This window comes from Streptomyces sp. HSS9-12 (assembly GCF_054963655.1).
Genome location: NZ_JBUEGC010000022.1, coordinates 18,421 through 36,687, shown reverse-complemented (window position 1 = coordinate 36,687; position 18,267 = coordinate 18,421). Strand labels below are relative to the sequence as shown.

Genomic DNA, 18,267 nt, shown 5'->3' with positions numbered 1-18,267 from the left:
GGGGGAGTACCTGTGGCGCACCTGTGTGTACGGCGAATGTGCTGCCGATCCTCCCACAGCGGGGCAGCGGTGATCGGCGCCGTAGGATGCCTGGGGTAGCCGAACCGCCCCTGGCCTGTGGGTCCGGGGTCGCCAGGTCGAAGCGGGAGCAGAAGCACAGGTGAGCAGCGAGAGCGCAGCGCAGGGGAGCGAGGGGGCACTCCCCCTGGCTTCGCCGGGGGGACCCCCACCCGGCGGCAGCTGGGGGACGGTCTGGGACGTCGTGGTGGTGGGCGCGGGGCCGGCGGGCGCCTCGGCGGCGTATGCCGCGGCCTGCACCGGGCGCCGGGTGCTGCTGCTGGAGAAGGCCGAACTGCCCCGGTACAAGACGTGCGGCGGAGGCATCATCGGGCCGTCGCGGGACGCTCTGCCGCCCGGCTTCGAACTCCCGCTGCGCGACCGGGTGCACGCCGTGACCTTCTCTCTCAACGGCCGACTGGCGCGCACCCGCCGCTCCCGGCACATGCTCTTCGGACTCATCAACCGCCCCGAGTTCGACGCGGGTCTGGTCGAGGCGGCGGAGAAGGCGGGGGCCCGGGTGCGTACCGGCGTGACTGTCTCGCGGGTGGAGCAGCACGGCCCGTCCGTGCCCGACCGGCGCACCGTCGCCGTCGTGCTGAGCGGTGGGGAGATCGTGCTGGCCCGGGCGCTGGTGGGCGCCGACGGCAGCGCCAGCCGGATAGGGGCCCATGTCGGGGTCAAGATGGAGCAGGTGGACCTCGGGCTGGAGGCGGAGATCCCGGTGCCGAAGACGGTCGCCGAGGACTGGGCGGGCCGGGTGCTCATCGACTGGGGCCCGCTGCCCGGGAGTTACGGCTGGGTGTTCCCCAAGGGCGACTCGCTGACGGTGGGGGTCATCTCGGCGCGCGGCGACGGCGCCGGAACCAAGCGCTACCTCGAGGACTTCATCGCCCGGCTGGGGCTCGCCGGATTCGAGCCCAGTATCTCCTCCGGCCATCTGACCCGCTGCCGGGCCGATGACTCGCCGCTGTCCCGCGGGCGGGTGCTGGTGTGCGGGGATGCGGCCGGGCTGCTGGAGCCGTGGACCCGCGAGGGCATCTCTTACGCGCTGCGCTCCGGACGGCTGGCGGGGGAGTGGGCCGTGCGGATCGCCGATGCTTACGACGCGGTGGACGCGCGGCGGCAGGCCCTCAACTACGCCTTCGCCATCAAGTCGGGGCTGGGCGTGGAGATGGGGGTCGGGCGGCGGGTGCTCGCGGCCTTCGAGCGCAGGCCCGCTCTGCTGCATGCGGCGATCATGACCTTCCGGCCGGCCTGGAACGTCTTCGCGGAGATCGTCCGCGGTCAGACCACCCTCGCCGAGATCGTCCGGACCAGCTCGATCGCCCGTCGGACGCTCGCCGCGATGGACCGCGGCTGAGACCTGCCTGCCGTCCGGAGTGGCTCAGTCGGCGACCGTGATGCGAAAGACCGGGTGCCGGGGTGCGATCCGGCGCAGCTCCTCGTGGGTGGAGTCGGGCCGACGCCGACGAAAAAGACACCGACCTCGGCCTTCCAGCGGCGCAGATAGGCGCGCAGCAGCTCGGGCTTGTCGTCGTCCGGGACCTCGACCGCGGTGAAGGTCACCGCCTTCTTGCCCAGGTGCAGCTCGCCGCCGCCCGCTGCGCGCATGTTGTGCGTCCACTGGACGTGGCCGCGCGGTGCGACGAGGTACTGCTGCCCGCCAACGGTCAGCAGGTTGATTGGGGTACGGCGCCACTCGCCGCTCTTGCGACCGCGCACGGCCAGGACGCGCGAGCCCCGCACACTGATCCCGCGCCGGGTGAGCCAGGTGACCAAGCGGTTCAACACGTTCACGGTGAACCAGCCCGGCTTCATGACGTGGTCGGCGGCGTGGGCGCTCATGGGTGCTCCTCTGAGAGATGAGAGCAGTACCCGATGATCCCGTCCCCGACGAGGTTCTCCGCGACGCCGAACGGCTGCGCGGGGCCCTGGGCGTGACGCTGCCCGCGCCCGTCCTGGCCGAGGCCGTCGCCGCGTGGGCCGAGCTCTTCGGCCTGGTCAACTTCGAGGTCTTCGGCCAGTTCAACCACGTGATCGAGGCCCGCGAAGCCTTCTTCGACCGGGCCGTCGCACGCCTCGCGCGCGGCGTGGGCGTGGACACGTGATCCGCGCCCGCACCCGGCCGGGAGCTACTTCGCCGGGAGTACCTCCGATCACCTCGTCCGGCTGACGCCGCACGCCCGCGGCCAGGTCTAGCGTTGCCCGTATGACGGAGGCTCACGACGACGCACGGCGCGGGCGGGCGCCGCACCGCCGGCTGACCTCGCCCGCCCTACGACTGCCGTGGATCTCGTCCCTCGCGGTGGGCGTCTTCCAGGTGGTCGGTACGCACTTCTCCGCGCACAACCAGCCGGACCGGGTGCCCCTCGACGCCTTCGCCTACATTCTGCTGCTCACCGGCCCCGCGCTGCTGCTCGTACGCGGCAGGTATCCGAGGCTGACCGTCCTCGGCGCTGCCGCCGCGGCCCTGCTCTACCTCGGCGCCGGATATCCGTACGGACCGATCTTCGTCAGCGTGGCCGTGGCCTGCTTCGCCGCCATCGTGGCCGGGCACCGGCACGCGGCCTGGTCGGCCGTGGGCATGCTCTGGGCGGGTCATCTGCTGCTCGTCCACTGGCTCTACCGCTATCTGCCGCCGGCCGGCGACGGCCCCGCCCCATGGGGAGAGGAGTTGGTGGTCGCGGCCTGGGTGGGGGCGGTCGTCGCCGCGTCCGAGTTCGCCCGGGTACGGCGCGAGCAGCTGTCCCGCGAGCGTGCCGAGCGGGAGGCGGCCGAGCGCCGCCGCGCCGACGAGGAGCGGCTGCGGATCGCCCGCGAACTGCACGACGTCCTCGCCCACAGCATCTCGCTGATCAACGTTCAGGCGGGCGTCGGCCTGGCTCTCCTCGACGAGCACCCGGAGCAGGCCCGTACCGCACTGACCACGATCAAGGCCGCCAGCAAGGAGGCGTTGGGCGAGGTCCGGCAGGTCCTGGACACCCTGCGAACCCCCGGCGACGCGCCCCGTACGCCCGCCCCGGGCCTGGAGCGGCTGGCCGAGCTGACCGAGCAGGCCGCCGGCGCCGGGCTGGCGGTGGACGTCGCCGTCGAGGGCGTACGGGCCGCCCTGCCGGCCGGGGCCGACCTGGCAGCCTTCCGGATCGTCCAGGAAGCCCTGACCAATGTCGTCCGGCACTCCGGCTCGCGCACGGCCCGCGTACGCCTGCGCTACGAGCCCCAGCACCTCGAGATCCGCGTCGACGACGAGGGCCCGGCCACCACCAGTGGCGACAGCGGCGGCGGCAACGGCCTGGTCGGCATGCGGGAGCGCGCGGCGGCGCTCGGCGGCACGGTGGAGGCGGGCGCGCGCCCGGACGGCGGCTTCCGCGTACTGGCCCGCCTGCCGCTGCGCCCCGCCGCTACGGTGACTGAGGCCGCCTCGGACGGCGACCAGCGACCGGAGGGGGAGGAGCCGTGATCCACATCCTGCTCGCCGACGACCAGCTGCTGGTTCGCGCCGGCTTCCGGGCACTGCTGGACGCCCAGCCCGACATCAAGGTGGTCGGGGAGGCGGCGGACGGGCAGCAGGCGCTCGCCCTGGTGCGCGAGCTGCGTCCGGACGTCGTGCTCATGGACATCCGGATGCCTGAGCTCGACGGCCTCGCGGCCACCCGCGCGATCACCGACGACCCGGGCCTTGCCGAGGTGAAGGTGGTCATGCTCACCACTTTCGAGCTGGACGAGTACGTCTTCGAGGCGATCCGCTCCGGCGCCTGCGGATTCCTGGTCAAGGACACCGAGCCCGATGAACTGCTGCGCGCCGTACGAGCGGTGGTCGCCGGCGACGCGCTGCTGTCTCCCGGCGTGACCCGCCGCCTCATCGCCGAGTTCGCGGCCCGCTCCAAGGAGCCCGCCGCGGCCGCCGGGCTTGAGCAGTTGACGGACCGGGAGCGGGAGGTCATGGCGCTGGTCGGCATCGGGCTGTCCAACGAGGAGATCGCCCGTCGGCTGGTGGTCAGCCCCCTCACCGCCAAGACGCACGTCAGCCGAGCCATGATGAAGCTCGGCGCCCGGGACCGGGCCCAACTGGTCGTGCTCGCCTATGAATCCGGCCTGGTGCGCCCGGGCTGGCTCGGCTGACTGGCGCGAGCACTACGGGCCGCAGTCCGCCACCCCCGTGGGCGGGCTGCGGCCCGTACGAACCCCGGATCCCCTGCGCCGCTCAGTCGCGGACCGGGACCGGCTCCTTCGTCACCGCGCGCGGCACCAGCGAGGTGCCCCGCAGGCGCGGACTCCGCTGCTGCGGAGGGGGGTCGGGGACGTCGCTCGAAGTCGTCCTGCGCAGCAACAGTTCCATGCACGCGCATTCAATGCAAGCGCATTTAATTCCGGTGCAATTGAAGCCGGTCACTCTGGTACGGTGCAGGTCATGGCAGCCGAAAAGGCCGATCGGGCGCTGGTGGAGCAATGGCGGGAGATCCTCGCTCTCCACGCGCACACCGTGTGTGAACTGGACCGTGAGCTGCACCGGCACGGCATCGGCGCGAGCGACTTCGAGGTGCTCGACGTCCTGGCCGAAGGCTCGGCGGCCGACGACGGCGCCTTTCGTGTCCAGGAGCTCGCCGACCGCGTGCACCTCAGTCAGAGCGCGTTGTCCCGGCTCATCGGCCGGCTGGAGAAGGACGGGCTGGTGTGCCGGGGGATGTGCAGCGAGGACCGGCGGGGCGTACAGGTCGCCCTCACCGAGGCGGGGCGGGCCCGGCACGCCGAAGTGCTGCCGCTCCAGCGGGCCGTCCTGGCCAAGATGCTGTCGAAGCGCTAGGCGCTACCGGCTCTTCGCGGGCTTGCGGCGTACGTACAGCTGCTTGCGTACGCGAGCCACGACCGTGCCGTCCTCGGCGACGATGTCGTTCTCGAACCACGGCAGTGCCTTGCCGCCGTCGGCCGTCGCCTCGCGGATCCGCTCCAACTCGCCCTCGGTCAGCTTGAATTCGGTGAACACATCGCCGCGCCCCGGTGCCACGAACTCGATCTCACCGGCTTTGTCCCACACGACGTAGTCCCGCCCGAGGCTGTTCATGGTCAGCAGCATCCAGAACGGGTCGCCCATCGAGAACAGCGAGCCGCCGAAGTGCGTGCCGACGTAGTTGCGGTTCAGCCGGCTGAGCCGCAGCCGTACGCGTGCGCTGCGCCAGTCCCCCGAGATCTCCAGCACCCGGATCCCGGAGAACAGATAGGGCGGCCACCAGTTCATGGCCCGGCGCAGCGACCTCGCATCAAGGGACCGGCGTGACATGGGGTGACGCTAGCACGAGAGTTACCTCCCGGTAATGCTCCGTTGTGCCATGCGTGGGTACGCCATGGGGTGCTGTGGCACCCGGTCAGCCGCTCGTCGGCCGAACCGCGTGCCGGGTGCCGTACGCGACCACCGCCGCCACGCCCGACAGCAGCGCGACCGTGGTGAGCGCGGTCGGCAGCGAAGCCCAGTCGGCCAGAAAGCCGATCGCGGGAGGGCCGAGCAGCATGCCGCCGTAGCCGAGTGTGGAGGCGGCGGCGACGCCGCGCGGCCCGGCCAGGGCTCCGGCCCGCCCGATGGCGATCGGGAAGATGTTCGCCAACCCCAGGCCGGTGACGGCGAATCCGAGCAGTGCGAGCCACACCGTCGGAGCGAGCGCCCCGAGCAGCATCCCGACCGCGGCCGTGGCGCCGCCGGCGACCAGCGCACGCGTCTGGCCCAGGCGAAGCAGCAGGGCGGTGCCGGACAGCCGCCCGACGGTCATGGTCAGTGCGAAGACGGAGTACCCCGCGGCGGCCAGTCCGGGGTGGGCGTTCAGATCCTGCTGGAGGTGGAGCGCGCCCCAGTCGGCGAGCGCCCCCTCGCCGTACGCCGTGCACAGCGCGATCAGGCCGAACACGGCGACCAGCCACCCGGTGCGGCCGGTCGGCCGGTGTCCGCTGTCGGACGGCGGGAGTTGCGGCGGGAGTTGCTCCTTCTTCGGCGGTGCGGGCACGCGATGGGCGAGGAGCGTACGGCCCGCTGCGGCGGTGACGGCCAGCCCGATCGCCAGGAGCAGCAGCAGGTGGTGAGCGGGCGGGAGCAGGCCCGCGACCACGCCGCCCAGCCCCGCGCCCAGCATGCCGCCGACGCTGAAGGCGGCGTGGAAGCTGGGCATCACCGGCCGTTGCAGGGCGGCGACCAGGTCGACGGCCGCGCTGTTCATGGCGACGTTGATCCCGCCGTACGCCGCGCCGAAGACCAGCAGCACCAGCCCGAGTGTGAGCGCGGAGTGGGTGAATGCGGGCAGCGCCATGCTGAGTGAGAGGAGCAGTCCCGATGCGACCGTCACCGGGTGGTTGCCGAAGCGGGCGCACAGCCGTCCGGTTACCGTCATGGTCGCCACCGCGCCGGCGGAGACGCCCAGCAGTGCCAGGCCGAGATCGCCGGTGGAGGCTCCGGTCTGGTGCTTGATCGCGGGGATGCGGACGACCCAGCCGGCAAAGAGGAAGCCGTCGAGGGCGAAGAACGTGGTCAGGGCGATACGGAGGCGAGTGAGGGTCCGGTACGCGGTGTCGCCGCTCCGTCCCCCCACTGAGGCCGTCCATGTTTTGTTTAGGCTCGGCACAAAGTCAGAATAGGAGAGTGACCCTCACTCGGACAACACGGCTGGAGAGAGGCCGCAGCGCCCTCGGCCCCGCCCTGGAGCTCGTACACACCGGACGGGCGCCCACCCGTGCCGTGCTCACCGCCGAACTGGGCGTGACCCGCGCCACCGCCGGCGCCGTCGCCGCCGAGCTGGAGGCGCTCGGGCTCATCCGGGTCGACTCCCACCCGACCGCCGCGGCCGGGTCGCAGGGCCGGCCCTCGCACCGGCTCGAGATCGCGCCCAAGGGGCCGGTCGTCTTCGCCGCCCAGGTGCACGCCGACGGCTTCCGCGCCGCGCTCGTCGGGCTCGGCGGACGGATCGTCGCCACCGCGCCCGGCTGTATGACCGTGCCCGCCGACCCCGTACACGTGTTGTCGGCGGTCGTCGACGCGGGCGCCCAGCTGCTGCACCACACCGGACGCCGGTGCCTGGGCGCGGGGCTGGCCGTTCCCTCGGCCGTCGCCGAACCGGAAGGCGCGGCCCTCAACCCGCTGCACCTCGCCTGGCCCGCCGGTGCGCCGGTACGCGAGATCTTCACCGAACGGGTACGGGCGGCGGGCATCCTTGACCCGGCCCACCGGGACGTGCCCGCCTTCGCCGGCAACGACATCAACCTCGCCGCACTCGCCGAGCACCGGCACGGTGCGGGGCGCGGCGCCCGGCATCTGCTGTGCGTGGCGACCGGGCACCGGGGTGTGGGCGGCGCCCTCGTCCTCGACGGGCGCCTGCACACCGGGAGTTCGGGGCTGGCGCTCGAGGTCGGACACCTGACCGTCAACCCCGACGGCCGGCCCTGCTACTGCGGCAGCCGTGGCTGCCTCGACGTCGAGGCCGACCCGCTGGCCTTTCTCACGGCGGCCGGCCGCGAGCCCGGGCCGGAGGTCTCGCTGCTGCAGCAGGCCCGCCACCTGCTCCGTAAGGAGTACGAGGACGCCGATGTGCGAGGGGCGGCGGAACAGCTCATCGACAGGCTCGGGCTGGGGCTCGCCGGGCTGGTGAACATCCTCAACCCAGACCGGATCATCCTTGGCGGGCTGCACCGGGAGCTGCTGGCCGCCGATCCGGAGCGGTTGCGGGCGGTGGTGGCGGACCGGAGTTTGTGGGGGCAGAGCGGGGGTGTGCCGATTCTGCCGTGCACGCTGGAGCACAACAGTCTTGTGGGGGCGGCTGAGTTGGCTTGGCAGCCGGTGTTGGATGATCCGTTGGCGGTGCTCGGAGGGTAGTCGGCGTCCGGGGGGCGCGGTCGCTGCGCGCTCGGGGGTGCGTGGTCCTGCCGTCCGGCGGGGGTTGGGGCGGTGTGCCTGCGCGGCTCGGGGTGCGCGGTCCCTGCGCGGTGGGTGCCCGCCCACAACACCTTCGCGATCGTCGTCGCACAGCGCACCCGCGAGAACGCTCTGCTCCGGGCGCTCGGCGCCGTACGGCGTCAGGTCGTCGGCTCGACCCTCGCCGAGGCCGCCGCTGTCGCCGTCGCGGCCTCGCTCGCCGGGCTGCTCGGCGGCGTCGCCATCGCCGCGGGACTGCAGGCGCTCTTCCCCGCGGTGGGCTTCCCGTTCCCCGACGGGAATCTGGTCGTCAGGTCGCTGTCGCTGCTGCTGCCGCTTGCCGTCGGGGTGGTCGTCTGCCTCGGCTCCGCCCTGCTGCCCGCCGTGCGGGCCGGGCGGACGGCACCGCTCGCCGCGCTCCGCGAGGCGGCCGTGGACCAATCCGGAGCCTCCCGGTCCCGGGCGGTCTTCGGGGCGGTCGCGGCTGTCGCCGGCGTGGGTATGACGGTGGCCGGGGTGGCCGCAGGACCCTCGCCGGCCGTCACCGGCGCCGGTGCGGTGCTATCGTCGGCCGCGTTCGTCGTCCTCGGGCCGGTCGCCGCCTCATCCGCCGTACGGGTGCTGGGCGGGCCGCTCGCCCGGCTGCGCGGTGTGGCCGGCACCCTCGCCCAGCGCAACGCGCTGCGCAGCCCCAAGCGCACCGCCGCCACCGCCTCCGCGCTGATGATCGGCGTTGCCGTGGTGTCCCTGTTCACCGTCTTCGGGGCCTCCCTGAAGGCGACCATGGACCGCACCGTCTCCCGGTCCTTCGCCGGGGACGTGGTGGTCAGCGCTCCGGCCTTCGGCGCGGGCGGCAGCGGGCTCAGCCCCCGGCTCGCCCCGGCCCTCGCGAAGCTGCCCGAGGTCGGTACGGCCCTGGGCCTCGGGCGCGGCGTGGCCGAGGTCGACGGCGGCGGCCGGCAGCTGACCGTCACCGACCCGGCCGCCCTCGCCCGGGTGCTCGACATCGGCGCGGTGGACGGTTCGCTGGACGGCCTCGGGCGTAGGGGCCTGGCCGTCTCCAAGGACGAGGCGGACAAGCGCGGGTTCACGGCCGGCAGCACCGTGCACCTGACGTTCCCCGACGGCGCGCGGCAGTCCTTCACCGTGCGCGCGGTGTACGAGCGCAGCGAGCTGGCCGGGGACTACGTCATCACCCGCGCCGCCTGGGCCCCGCACCGCGGCCAGGACTCCGACTCTCTCGTCGCCGTCACCTTCGCCGACGGAGTGCCGCTCGCCGACGGCAAAGCGGCCGTGGCGACGGCGGCAGCCGCCTACGGCAACCCGGAGGCGCAGACCCGCGAGGAGTACGCGGAGTCCTCGGCCGGCGGCGTCGACATGATGCTCACCCTCGTCTACGCCCTGCTGGGGCTGGCCGTGCTCATCGCCCTGCTGGGAATCGCGAACACCCTCGGCCTCGCCGTCCACGAACGCACCCGCGAGCTCGGCCTGCTCCGCGCCGTCGGCCAGACCCGGGCACAGCTGCGCGCCCTGGTGCGCTGGGAGTCGGTGCTGGTGGCGGCGTTCGGCACGGTCGGCGGGCTGGTGCTCGGCGGGTTCCTCGGCTGGGCGCTCGTACAGGCCGCCGACAGTGCGGGCACCAGCGCTTTCGCGCTGCCGCCGGTCCAGCTCGCCGTGGTGGCACTGGTCGGCCTGGCGGCGGGGGCGGTCGCGGGCCTGCGCCCGGCGCGGCGGGCGGGGAGGCTCGATGTGCTGCGGGCCATCGCCGCCGAGTGATGAGAGGGGCCCGGTCAGCCTGCCAGGGTCGACCGGGCCTCGGCCGGCTCCAGGCGTGCGGCCGCCGCCACGGCGATGGGCTCCGCAGCCGTACGGGCCGGCGCCGCGGCCGGAGCCGGACGCAGGGACGTACGGGACGGGAGCGGGGCCACGGCGGCGGGCTCCACGCGGACCGGCGGTTCCACCGGGGCCGGCGGGACGACCGGCGCCGGGGCGGGGAGGGTGAACCAGACGACCTTGCCCCCCTCGGCATGCGGCCGTACGCCCCAGCTCTCGCTGACGGAGGCGACCAGCGCCAGGCCCCTGCCGCAGGTCGCGGTCGGGTCCGCGCCGCGCAGGCTTGGCACCCGGGGATCGTTGTCGCGGACGGAGACGGTCAACCGGTCCAGGCACAGATGGATCTCGACTCGGCACTGTTTGTCCGGCTGGGCATGCCGGTGGACGTTGGTGAGGAGCTCGGTGACTCCCAGTGCGGCCGGATCGATCAAGGGATCAAGATGCCAGTAGCGCAGATGTGCCGATACGATTCTGCGGACCTGGCCGATCCGCGACGGCAGGGCCTGGAGCTCCACTGTGCAGTGCCTGCTGGCCTTTCCGATCACGGCTGCCACTCCCTGATGAGGTTCGACGACGAACGACGCATCCAACAGTGCTGACTGCTGCTGTGACCGGCGGCGCCGGTTCGAAGCGTCACCGCCGGTGAACCCTCAGTTACGTATCACCAGAGTGACCCCAGGGCCGCGCAGGCGCAACTCGCACAACACGTCAACTCCGGGTAGTGCGGCTGCCGCCGCCACCGCGCGCCGCGCGCACCGCGTCCAGAAAACGGGACGGTTCGCGGAGCTTCAGCAGATAGCGCGTGCCGTTGACCGTGGCCATGGCGCTGTCGTCCGTCGGGAACCACGGCTTGCCCGCCCGCACCAAGTCCACCGGCGCGCTGTCGATTTCGCGGCCGTAGCTGGTCAGCAGCGTCAGCCTGCCGTCCCGGATGCGGACCTGCCCGGCGCTGGTCAGCGAGCGGAGCCACCGCCCGATCCGCACCCCTGTCGCCGTGAATTCCGGCTCAGCCATGATGCCCCGCCCCCTTGCAGAAAAATGCCCCGACAACACCATGGTTGTCCCACTGCTGGCAGTCTGCACGCAAAGGATCCGGTGCACCAGAGTCCCTCTATGATCGGGTCGTGAGCAGCACGAAACAGCAGGTCGGCAGCGCGACCGCGACCATCGATGTCGACCGCAGCGATCCGGCGTACCGGGCCTGGCTGAAGGAAGCCGTCCGCAGGGTCCAGGCCGACGCCAACCGGTCCGCGGACACCCATCTGCTGCGCCTCCCGCTGCCCGAGCACTGGGGCATCGACCTCTACCTCAAGGACGAATCGACCCATCCGACCGGGAGTCTGAAGCACCGTCTGGCGCGCTCCCTGTTCCTCTACGGGCTGTGCAATGGCTGGATCCGTGCCGGCAAGCCCGTGATCGAGGCCTCGAGCGGATCCACGGCCGTCTCCGAGGCGTACTTCGCGAGTCTGATCGGCGTGCCGTTCATCGCGGTGATGCCGCGGACGACGAGCCGGGAGAAGATGCGGCTGATCGAATTCCACGGCGGTCAATGTCATCTGGTGGACGATCCGCGGACGGTGTACGAGGTCTCGGCCCGACTGGCGGCCGAGTCCGGCGGCCACTACATGGACCAGTTCACCTACGCCGAGCGGGCCACCGACTGGCGCGGCAACAACAACATCGCCGAGTCGATCTACGAGCAGCTGCGGATGGAGCGCTACCCCGAACCTGCCTGGATCGTGGCCACCGCCGGCACCGGCGGCACCTCCGCGACCATCGGCCGCTACGTGCACTACATGCAGTACGACACCCGGGTCTGTGTGGCGGACCCGGAGAACTCCTGCTTCTTCGAAGGCTGGACGACCGGCAACGCGGACGCCGCCAGCGACTGCGGCTCGCGCATCGAGGGCATCGGCAGGCCGCGCATGGAGCCCAGCTTCGTGCCCGGTGCCATCGACCGGATGATGAAGGTGCCGGATGCCGCGAGCGTCGCGGCCGTACGGGCCCTGGAGGAAGCCATCGGCCGCAGGGCGGGCGGCTCCACCGGCACCGGGCTGTGGAGCGCCCTGAAGATCGTCGCGGAGATGGTCGCGGAGGGTCGTACGGGCAGTGTGGTCACCCTGATCTGCGACTCCGGTGACCGCTATCTCGACAAGTACTACTCCGACGCCTGGCTGGCGGAGCAGGGCCTGGACATCGCGCCGTACAGGGCGGCGATCGACTCGCTGCTGGCCACCGGCGTCTGGCCCGACTAGCCCCGGACTTCGCAGGTCACCCGATCGTGAAGATCAAGTGGTCGTAGCCGATCACTCGCCGATCGGGACCAACCACCGCGCCCAGCCCTCCACGTCCTCGGCCAGCACCCGGTGAACTGCATCCGGGCCTGTCGCCAGCCCGGCGGCGAAGACCAGCCGCACCGGAGCGGAGTTGACGAAACCGAGCTCTACGGGGCGGAGTCGGCGTGGCACGGGAGGTGCACCCATCGGTGTCGGCGGCTCTGGCAGACGCCCACACCTATCTGGCGGACCGTCACCTGCCTGCGGCGCTGAGGGGCTCACTCAGCTGATCCGGATCGCCGGTCTCACCGGCCGGTCCGGTCTCACCGGCGACGATCAGCTGCGGCAGATGCTCGGCGATCTCCGCGCGGGCCGCCGCGGGCAGCCCCGCGTCGGTCACCAGCGCGTCCACCTCCTCCAGCGAGGCGAACGAGCTGAGCCCCACCGTCCCCCACTTGGTGTGGTCCGCGACCACCACCACCCGCCGCGCCGAGCGCACAAGGTGCCGATTGGTCTCCGCCTCCGCCAGATTCGGCGTCGACAGCCCCGCCTTCACCGATATGCCGTGCACCCCGAGGAAGAGCACATCGAAGTGCAGCGAGCGGATCGCCTGGTCCGCGACCGGCCCCACCAGTGAGTCGGACGGCGTCCGCACGCCTCCCGTCAGCACCACCGTGGCCGACCCGGCGCCGCCCTGGCCACTGCTGCCCTGGCCACTGCTGCCCGCGGACCGCTGCGCGGCGTGGAAGACATCGGCGACCCGGACCGAGTTCGTGACGACGGTCAGATCCGGCACTTCGAGCAGATGGTGGGCCAACGCGTAGGTGGTCGTCCCCCCGGACAGGGCGATCGCGCTGCCCGGTGCCACCAGCGGCGCAGCGGCCCGCGCGATGTCCTCCTTCGCGCTCAGCTCCAGACTCGACTTCGCCTCGAACCCCGGCTCGTGCGTACTGGCCTCGGCGACCGGCACCGCACCGCCGTGCACCTTCTCCACCACGCCCTGCCGTGCCAGTGCGTCCAGGTCCCGACGGACCGTCATGTCCGACACGTTGAGCTTCCGGGTCAGCTCGTTGACCCGGACCCCGCCGCGCCGTCTGACCTCGTCGAGGATGAGGGCGCGCCGCTGCTCCGCGAGGAGGTTCTGGTTGTCGCTCACCCCGGCCCGTCCCTTCCACCAGTCACCGCGGTCCCGATCGTCTTCAGGGCTCATCCTCCCACGGGCCTGTGACAGACGGACACGGATCACGATCCGGCTTCTGCCAGCCCGAACCGGGTGCAGGCCGACCTGGCCGGGCGGCATCCTGGACCGAAGCACGCATCGAGACCGGGGGGCGAGGTGTCGGCCATGCAGCCGGACACAGCGGCGAAGGCACACACGGCAGCGAGGACGGACACGGACCGGACGACGGATACGGGCCCGGCGGGGGAGCAGCCGGAACTCGCGCTCGAACTCCTGGTGCACGGCGTCGGCGGCACCACACCGCAGGACATGCTCGACGACCCCTTCCCCGTACGGGTCACCGGCGACGACACCGCGGGCATCTACCGGCGCCGCGAGGACGCCGGCGCCGAGTCCCGGCCGGGCGACTACCGGGACCGTCCGGTCGCCGAGGCGTACTCCTGGTCCAACCTGACCTCCGGCAACGGAGCCCGCGCGCTGTGGCTGCTTCTGCTGCCCTTCATGGTCGCCAACCTCGCCCACTGGATGCGGCCCCCCGCCGTGGGACGGCACACGGCCGTGCGTCTCTACGGCGTGCTGGTGCGGCTCATCGCGCTCAGCCTGACCGTGCTGCTGGTCGCCGCGGCCTGCGAGGTCGCCCTCGACCTGGTGGCCTGGCAGTGCGCGGGCGCCGCGGACTGCGCCCGGAGCCGGTCCTGGCTGGGCTTCCTCTCCCCGGAGCACCACGGCTGGTGGAGCCAGCCCGGCCGGCGGCTGGCGCTCGCGGCCGTCGTACCCACAGCCGTCACCGGCCTGCTGTGGTGGCTGTCGCACCGCACCTGGAGCGCTTACGAGTCGCAGCCGCCGCTGCGCCGGCCCGTCGCCGAGGACAGCCCCGAGGCCGGCGACCACCCCGCACTGCGCCTGCCCGGCTTCTGGTACGGGCGCCGGCTGGTGGCCCGCCTCCGGGCCGCCCACACCGCCGCGGGCGTTCTGACCGTCGCCTCCGCGCTCACCGCGGCCACTACGCGCTACGACCGCGGGCCCGGCGGCAGTGCCTGGCTGGACGCCGTCGGCTGGGTGCTCGTGGCAGCTCTGACGGTCGCGGGCGCCCTTGTGGTGTGGGTGGTGGCCGAGCGAGGGCGCAGCGAGACGCAGCTCGACGACCGGCTGGACCAGGCCGTGGTGCGGGCCCTGCCCTCCGTGTCCCTCGGCCTCCTGGGCATCACCGTGCTGTACGCCGCCTGGTCGCGGCCCGGCTGGACCTCCCGAGGGCTGTTGGCAGGTGACGAGACCTTCGGACTGATCGCCCTCGTACAGGGCGCGCTCATCGTCGCCATCGCCGCCACCGCATGGCGGCTGCGCAGCACGGCCCCGGATGACCGGACGGCGCTGCGCGGCCTTGGCGGCGCCGCGGTCGCCATGCTGGCCTGCGGACTCGGCGGGGTGATGTCGGGCGGCGTCGCGCAGCGAGTCGCTGATTGGCTGGACGGCCCGGGCACCCCGGGCATGCGCGACGGGCTCATCGCGGGGCCACCGGTCGTACTGTCCTGGCAGGCCGCCGTGATACCGCCGCTGCTGGTGGTCCTGTTGGTGCTGGCCGGCTACTTCGTCGGCCAGTCCTGGCGAATCCGCCGCGAGAAGATCCGCGAGGTCCCGGGCGAGTACCCCGACGAGCGGCCGGAGCGCGCGCGGACCCGCCAGATCGCCGGAGCCGTGGCGTGGGCCCGGCTCACCGACGCGGCCCCATGGTTCGTGGGGGCGATCGCGCTGGTCACCATGGTGCTCGGTGGCGCGGCGGTCGCTGGTGCGTGGACCAGCGGCGTGGTGCCGGGGCGGGCGGCGCACGGTGCCCCCGGTGTGGTGGAGGCCTGCGCCCAGGTCGCGCAGGCGCTCGGCTCCTGGATGATGAGCTTCGGCTTTGTGCTGCTGCTCACCCTGGGGCGCCGCGCGTACAAGGACGCCTCGGCCCGCCGCACCATCGGCATCCTCTGGGACGTCGGCACCTTCTGGCCGCGCGCGGCGCACCCGTTCGCGCCCCCTTGCTACGCCGAGCGCGCCGTCCCCGATCTGATCTGGCGGATGGCCACCTGGACCGAGCGCACCGGCGGCCGTCTGGTCATCTCCGGGCACTCCCAGGGCAGTGTCCTGGCGGCGGCTGCGGTCTGGCAGCTGGACCCGAGCACCCGGCGCCGGGTCGCCCTGCTGACCTACGGCTCCCCGCTGGAGCGGCTCTACGGCCGGTGGTTCCCCGCGTACTTCGGCCCCGCGCCGCTGCGCGCCCTGCACCGCGAGGTGCACTGCTGGCGCAACCTGTGGCGCAGAACGGACCCGATCGGCGGCCCCATGCGGCTGCCCGACGGAGACGGGCCCGAGGTCGACCGCGGGCCGCTCAAGGACCCTCTCGCCTACGGCCGCACGCCCGAACACCCGCTGCCCGCACCGATCCTGACCCACTTCGACTACCAGGCCGACCCCGTGTTCGCCGAGGAGCGCACGGGCCTTCTCGCGCGCCTCCCGGACGGCGTTCCGCGCCAGCGTCCCGCGGAGGCGAGCCAGGCAGAGACGGCCGAGGGTCAGGGCAGCTCGGGGAGGTCTTCCGGGTAGAGGAGGGTCAGGTCGTCGGTGGTCGGCGAGGACAGTTGGGCGACCCGGCCCGCGTGCCGCTCGACCATGGCCTCGAAGGTCTGCCGGGCGGTACGGCCGTTGCCGAACGCGGGACCCTTCGGCAGCAGGGTGAAGTGCTTCAACAGCGCCTCCGCGGCGCCCTCCCCGATGCGGTACTCGTGCTCCTCCGCCTGCTGCTCCACAATGCGCAGCAGCTCCTCGGGCGAGTAGTCGCTGAAGGTGATGGTGCGTGAGAAGCGGGAAGCCACACCGGGGTTGACGGAGAGGAACCGCTCCATCTCGGCGGTGTACCCGGCGACGATCACCACGACCGCCTCCCGGTGGTCCTCCATCAGCTTCACCAGGGTGTCGATCGCCTCCCGGCCGAAGTCCCGGCCGGAGTCCTCGGGGGAGAGGGCGTACGCCTCGTCGATGAACAGCACGCCGCCGCGCGCCCGGTCGAAGGCCTCCTGGGTACGGATCGCCGTCGAGCCGATGTGCTCGCCCACCAGGTCGACCCGGGACACCTCGACCAGATGGCCGCGCTCCAGCACCCCCAAGGAGGCGAGGATCTCGCCATAGAGCCGGGCGACGGTGGTTTTGCCGGTGCCGGGTGAGCCGGTGAAGACCAGGTGCCGCCGGACGGACGCCGCTTTGAGGCCTGCCTCCTGCCGCCGCCGTCCGACCTCGATCATGTCGGTGAGGGCGCGGACCTCGCGCTTGACGCTCTCCAGGCCGACCAGGGCGTCGAGCTCGGACAGCACCTCCTGCGAAGGGCGTACGGGCTCGGCGGCCGCCGGGACGGTTTCGGATGCCGCCGGGGACGCCTGGGCGGGAACGGTTCCCAGCAGCCCGGCCGTCCGGGTCTCGGTCTGCACGGCGGGCATCCCGGCAGCCGCGTCCGCGGTCGGCGCGGTGCGGCGCTCGGCGCTCTCATCGCTTGTGCAGTCCTCGCTGACCGGCCCTTCCTCGGCGAACTCGTAACCGCCGCGGGCACAGCGCTCGGTGCGGCAGCGGGTCAGTGTCGTCCGGCAGCCGTCGATGATGTGGAAGCCGTAGCCGTTGCTGCCCGTGACCCGGCAGCCCGTGAAGGTGCCACGGCCGCCCGCGGAGACGTAGAACCCGGCCTCCTCCGAGGAGGAGACCGTGCACCGCTCGACGGTGGGGTCGGCGCCCTTGGTGACGATGAAGCCCGTCGACACCGCGTCGATCGTGCAGCCGGCGAGCGTGCCGCCGCTGCCGTGGTCGCGGAACCACGCCCCGGTCCCGGCCTCCCGGATGCGGCAGTCGTCGAGCTGGGCGCTGCCGCCATCGCTCACCGACACCGCGGTGTTGCGGACTTGGGAGATGTCGCTGTCAACGACGTCGGCCCGTGAACCGCGGTCCAGGACGAACAGGGCATCCGGGACATCGTGCACCCGGCAGGAGTCGAGGACGGCGACCGCGCCGTCGCTCACCCACACCGCCGGGTAGTCGCCTGTGCTGTCGTGTATTTCGCACTGGTTGGCGTCGACCCGGGTCCCCGGGTCCCAGACGGACAGGCCGTTGCGGCCGAAGCGGCGCACCGTGCTGCGGGTGAGGGTGAGCACCGAGCGGGAGCGCAGATCGACGGCGTTCTCCGGAATATCGTGGATGTCGCAGTCGGCGAGGGTGAGCACCGCGTCGGTGTCCAAAGTGACGCCGTCCGCCGAAGTCCGGTGCACCGTGCAGTCGGTGAGGTGACCGGTGGCGCGCGAAGCGATCTGCACACCCGCGCCCTTGATCTCGTACACCGCGCAGCCGATGGCCTCCAGCGAGCTGCCCTCGCCGGTGAGCGACAGCCCCGCTCCGGACGCGTGGTGGATCCGGCAGCGCTCCAGCCGGATGTGCGCCCCGCCGCGTACGGCCACGCCGGACTGGCCCGCGCTGACCACCTCGCACTCCTCGAAGACCCCGCCGGAGCCCTCCAGCGCCCCGATGCCGATCCCGCCCGGGTTGTCGACGGTGCAGCGACGGACCACCGGGCGGGCGCTGCCGCGGACCTCGATGCCCACGGCGGAGCGCGTCGCCACCCGCAGGCCGCTCAACTCGGCAGTGCAGTCCTCGATGAGGAGCGCCGGGGCGGCCGAGTCCTGGCCCTCGATATGCAGGTCCTGCACGGTCGCGGGGGCGCGGACGGTCAGCGGGACACCGTCGGCGGGCGCGATGCGCACTGTTCCGCGGGCACCGTCCGAGCCGCGCAGGGTGACAGCACGCTGCACCACGAGGTTTTCCCGGTAGGTGCCGGGGGCGATGGACACAACGTCCCCTTCCCCGGCGGCCTCCAGAGCCGCGGCGAGGGAGGCGTACTCGCCTGTGCGGCGCCGCCACCGCGATGTACCGGCGTGCGTCACCTGGACCGTGGCCTGTGGTGCCATGCTGCTGCTGAGCCCCCACCTCGTGCGTGCGTGTGTGTGCTGATGGCG

At 72.7% G+C, this 18,267-nt stretch carries 15 protein-coding genes and 2 pseudogenes; 9 read left to right on the top strand and 8 right to left on the bottom strand.

Annotated features, from left to right (window positions below):
- The first annotated feature begins 205 nt into the window (after positions 1-205).
- Positions 206-1,420 (top strand): geranylgeranyl reductase family protein, encoded by a 1,215-nt coding sequence (locus ACY34J_RS14195; RefSeq protein ID WP_462726871.1) that lies wholly within the window; start codon positions 206-208, stop codon positions 1,418-1,420.
- A 24-nt stretch (positions 1,421-1,444) separates the two neighbouring features.
- Here the strand turns inward: ACY34J_RS14195 and ACY34J_RS14190 are convergent.
- Positions 1,445-1,905: pseudogene (locus ACY34J_RS14190) on the bottom strand (nitroreductase family deazaflavin-dependent oxidoreductase).
- 17 nt (positions 1,906-1,922) lie between these two features.
- Here ACY34J_RS14190 and ACY34J_RS14185 point away from each other — a divergent pair.
- The 4 genes from ACY34J_RS14185 to ACY34J_RS14170 all read left to right on the top strand — a co-directional run bounded on the left by ACY34J_RS14185 (position 1,923) and on the right by ACY34J_RS14170 (position 4,864).
- Positions 1,923-2,168, top strand: coding sequence for a TetR-like C-terminal domain-containing protein (locus tag ACY34J_RS14185; RefSeq protein WP_462726838.1), 246 nt, complete (start codon positions 1,923-1,925; stop codon positions 2,166-2,168).
- Between the two features lie 101 nt (positions 2,169-2,269).
- Positions 2,270-3,520, top strand: a complete 1,251-nt coding sequence (locus ACY34J_RS14180; protein ID WP_462726839.1) for a sensor histidine kinase — start codon at positions 2,270-2,272, stop codon at positions 3,518-3,520.
- The gene (locus tag ACY34J_RS14175) at positions 3,517-4,182 is read left to right on the top strand and encodes a response regulator (protein ID WP_462726840.1); all 666 of its coding nucleotides are present in this window, start codon (positions 3,517-3,519) and stop codon (positions 4,180-4,182) included. Before ACY34J_RS14180 ends, ACY34J_RS14175 begins: the two co-directional genes overlap by 4 nt.
- A 289-nt stretch (positions 4,183-4,471) precedes the next feature.
- Positions 4,472-4,864, top strand: a complete 393-nt coding sequence (locus tag ACY34J_RS14170; protein WP_462726841.1) for a MarR family winged helix-turn-helix transcriptional regulator — start codon at positions 4,472-4,474, stop codon at positions 4,862-4,864.
- Between the two features lie 3 nt (positions 4,865-4,867).
- On the opposite strand, the gene ACY34J_RS14165 is transcribed toward ACY34J_RS14170, so the two are convergent.
- Together ACY34J_RS14165 and ACY34J_RS14160 are read right to left on the bottom strand one after the other, a co-directional pair.
- On the bottom strand, positions 4,868-5,338 hold the full coding sequence (locus tag ACY34J_RS14165) for a DUF4442 domain-containing protein (RefSeq protein WP_462726842.1): 471 nt from the start codon (positions 5,336-5,338) through the stop codon (positions 4,868-4,870).
- An 85-nt stretch (positions 5,339-5,423) separates the two neighbouring features.
- A complete protein-coding gene (locus tag ACY34J_RS14160) occupies positions 5,424-6,665 on the bottom strand; it encodes an MFS transporter (protein WP_462726843.1) in 1,242 nt (413 codons plus the stop codon).
- On the opposite strand from ACY34J_RS14160, the gene ACY34J_RS14155 reads away from it, so the two are divergent.
- Complete coding sequence (locus tag ACY34J_RS14155; protein WP_462726844.1) at positions 6,644-7,909, top strand: ROK family protein; 1,266 nt, start codon at positions 6,644-6,646, stop codon at positions 7,907-7,909. The genes ACY34J_RS14160 and ACY34J_RS14155 overlap by 22 nt on opposite strands.
- A 120-nt stretch (positions 7,910-8,029) precedes the next feature.
- A pseudogene (locus tag ACY34J_RS14150) lies at positions 8,030-9,724 on the top strand (FtsX-like permease family protein); the annotation flags it as partial.
- Positions 9,725-9,738: 14 nt separating this feature from the next.
- On the opposite strand, the gene ACY34J_RS14145 reads toward ACY34J_RS14150, so the two are convergent.
- The gene (locus ACY34J_RS14145; RefSeq protein WP_462726845.1) at positions 9,739-10,326 is read right to left on the bottom strand and encodes an ATP-binding protein; all 588 of its coding nucleotides are present in this window, start codon (positions 10,324-10,326) and stop codon (positions 9,739-9,741) included.
- A 163-nt stretch (positions 10,327-10,489) separates the two neighbouring features.
- Positions 10,490-10,795, bottom strand: coding sequence for a hypothetical protein (locus ACY34J_RS14140; RefSeq protein WP_462726846.1), 306 nt, complete (start codon positions 10,793-10,795; stop codon positions 10,490-10,492).
- A gap of 110 nt (positions 10,796-10,905) precedes the next feature.
- Here ACY34J_RS14140 and cds1 point away from each other — a divergent pair, with 110 nt between their 5' ends.
- Entirely contained in the window at positions 10,906-12,036 is a 1,131-nt protein-coding gene (gene cds1, locus ACY34J_RS14135; RefSeq protein ID WP_462726847.1) for an L-cysteine desulfhydrase Cds1, read from the top strand.
- Between the two features lie 51 nt (positions 12,037-12,087).
- Here the strand turns inward: cds1 and ACY34J_RS14130 are convergent, their stop codons facing one another.
- Together ACY34J_RS14130 and ACY34J_RS14125 are read right to left on the bottom strand one after the other, a co-directional pair.
- On the bottom strand, positions 12,088-12,249 hold the full coding sequence (locus tag ACY34J_RS14130; protein ID WP_462726848.1) for a hypothetical protein: 162 nt from the start codon (positions 12,247-12,249) through the stop codon (positions 12,088-12,090).
- A 61-nt stretch (positions 12,250-12,310) separates the two neighbouring features.
- The gene (locus ACY34J_RS14125; protein ID WP_462726849.1) at positions 12,311-13,213 is read right to left on the bottom strand and encodes a DeoR/GlpR family DNA-binding transcription regulator; all 903 of its coding nucleotides are present in this window, start codon (positions 13,211-13,213) and stop codon (positions 12,311-12,313) included.
- A 189-nt stretch (positions 13,214-13,402) separates the two neighbouring features.
- On the opposite strand from ACY34J_RS14125, the gene ACY34J_RS14120 reads away from it, so the two are divergent.
- Positions 13,403-15,823: a hypothetical protein gene (locus ACY34J_RS14120; protein ID WP_462726850.1), complete on the top strand. Its 2,421-nt coding sequence runs from the start codon at positions 13,403-13,405 to the stop codon at positions 15,821-15,823.
- Here ACY34J_RS14120 and ACY34J_RS14115 read toward each other — a convergent pair.
- Positions 15,793-18,219, bottom strand: coding sequence for a right-handed parallel beta-helix repeat-containing protein (locus ACY34J_RS14115; RefSeq protein WP_462726851.1), 2,427 nt, complete (start codon positions 18,217-18,219; stop codon positions 15,793-15,795). The genes ACY34J_RS14120 and ACY34J_RS14115 overlap by 31 nt on opposite strands.
- Positions 18,220-18,267: the final 48 nt, after the last annotated feature.

Bases quoted from the DNA above. Each gene is read 5' to 3' on its own strand.
- ACY34J_RS14140 (WP_462726846.1), bottom strand. From the start codon at position 10,795: ATGGCTGAGCCGGAATTCACGGCGACAGGGGTGCGGATCGGGCGGTGG.
- ACY34J_RS14165 (WP_462726842.1), bottom strand. From the start codon at position 5,338: ATGTCACGCCGGTCCCTTGATGCGAGGTCGCTGCGCCGGGCCATGAAC.
- ACY34J_RS14155 (WP_462726844.1), top strand. From the start codon at position 6,644: ATGTTTTGTTTAGGCTCGGCACAAAGTCAGAATAGGAGAGTGACCCTC.
- ACY34J_RS14120 (WP_462726850.1), top strand. From the start codon at position 13,403: ATGCAGCCGGACACAGCGGCGAAGGCACACACGGCAGCGAGGACGGAC.
- ACY34J_RS14115 (WP_462726851.1), bottom strand. From the start codon at position 18,219: ATGGCACCACAGGCCACGGTCCAGGTGACGCACGCCGGTACATCGCGG.
- ACY34J_RS14185 (WP_462726838.1), top strand. From the start codon at position 1,923: ATGAGAGCAGTACCCGATGATCCCGTCCCCGACGAGGTTCTCCGCGAC.
- ACY34J_RS14180 (WP_462726839.1), top strand. From the start codon at position 2,270: ATGACGGAGGCTCACGACGACGCACGGCGCGGGCGGGCGCCGCACCGC.
- ACY34J_RS14170 (WP_462726841.1), top strand. From the start codon at position 4,472: ATGGCAGCCGAAAAGGCCGATCGGGCGCTGGTGGAGCAATGGCGGGAG.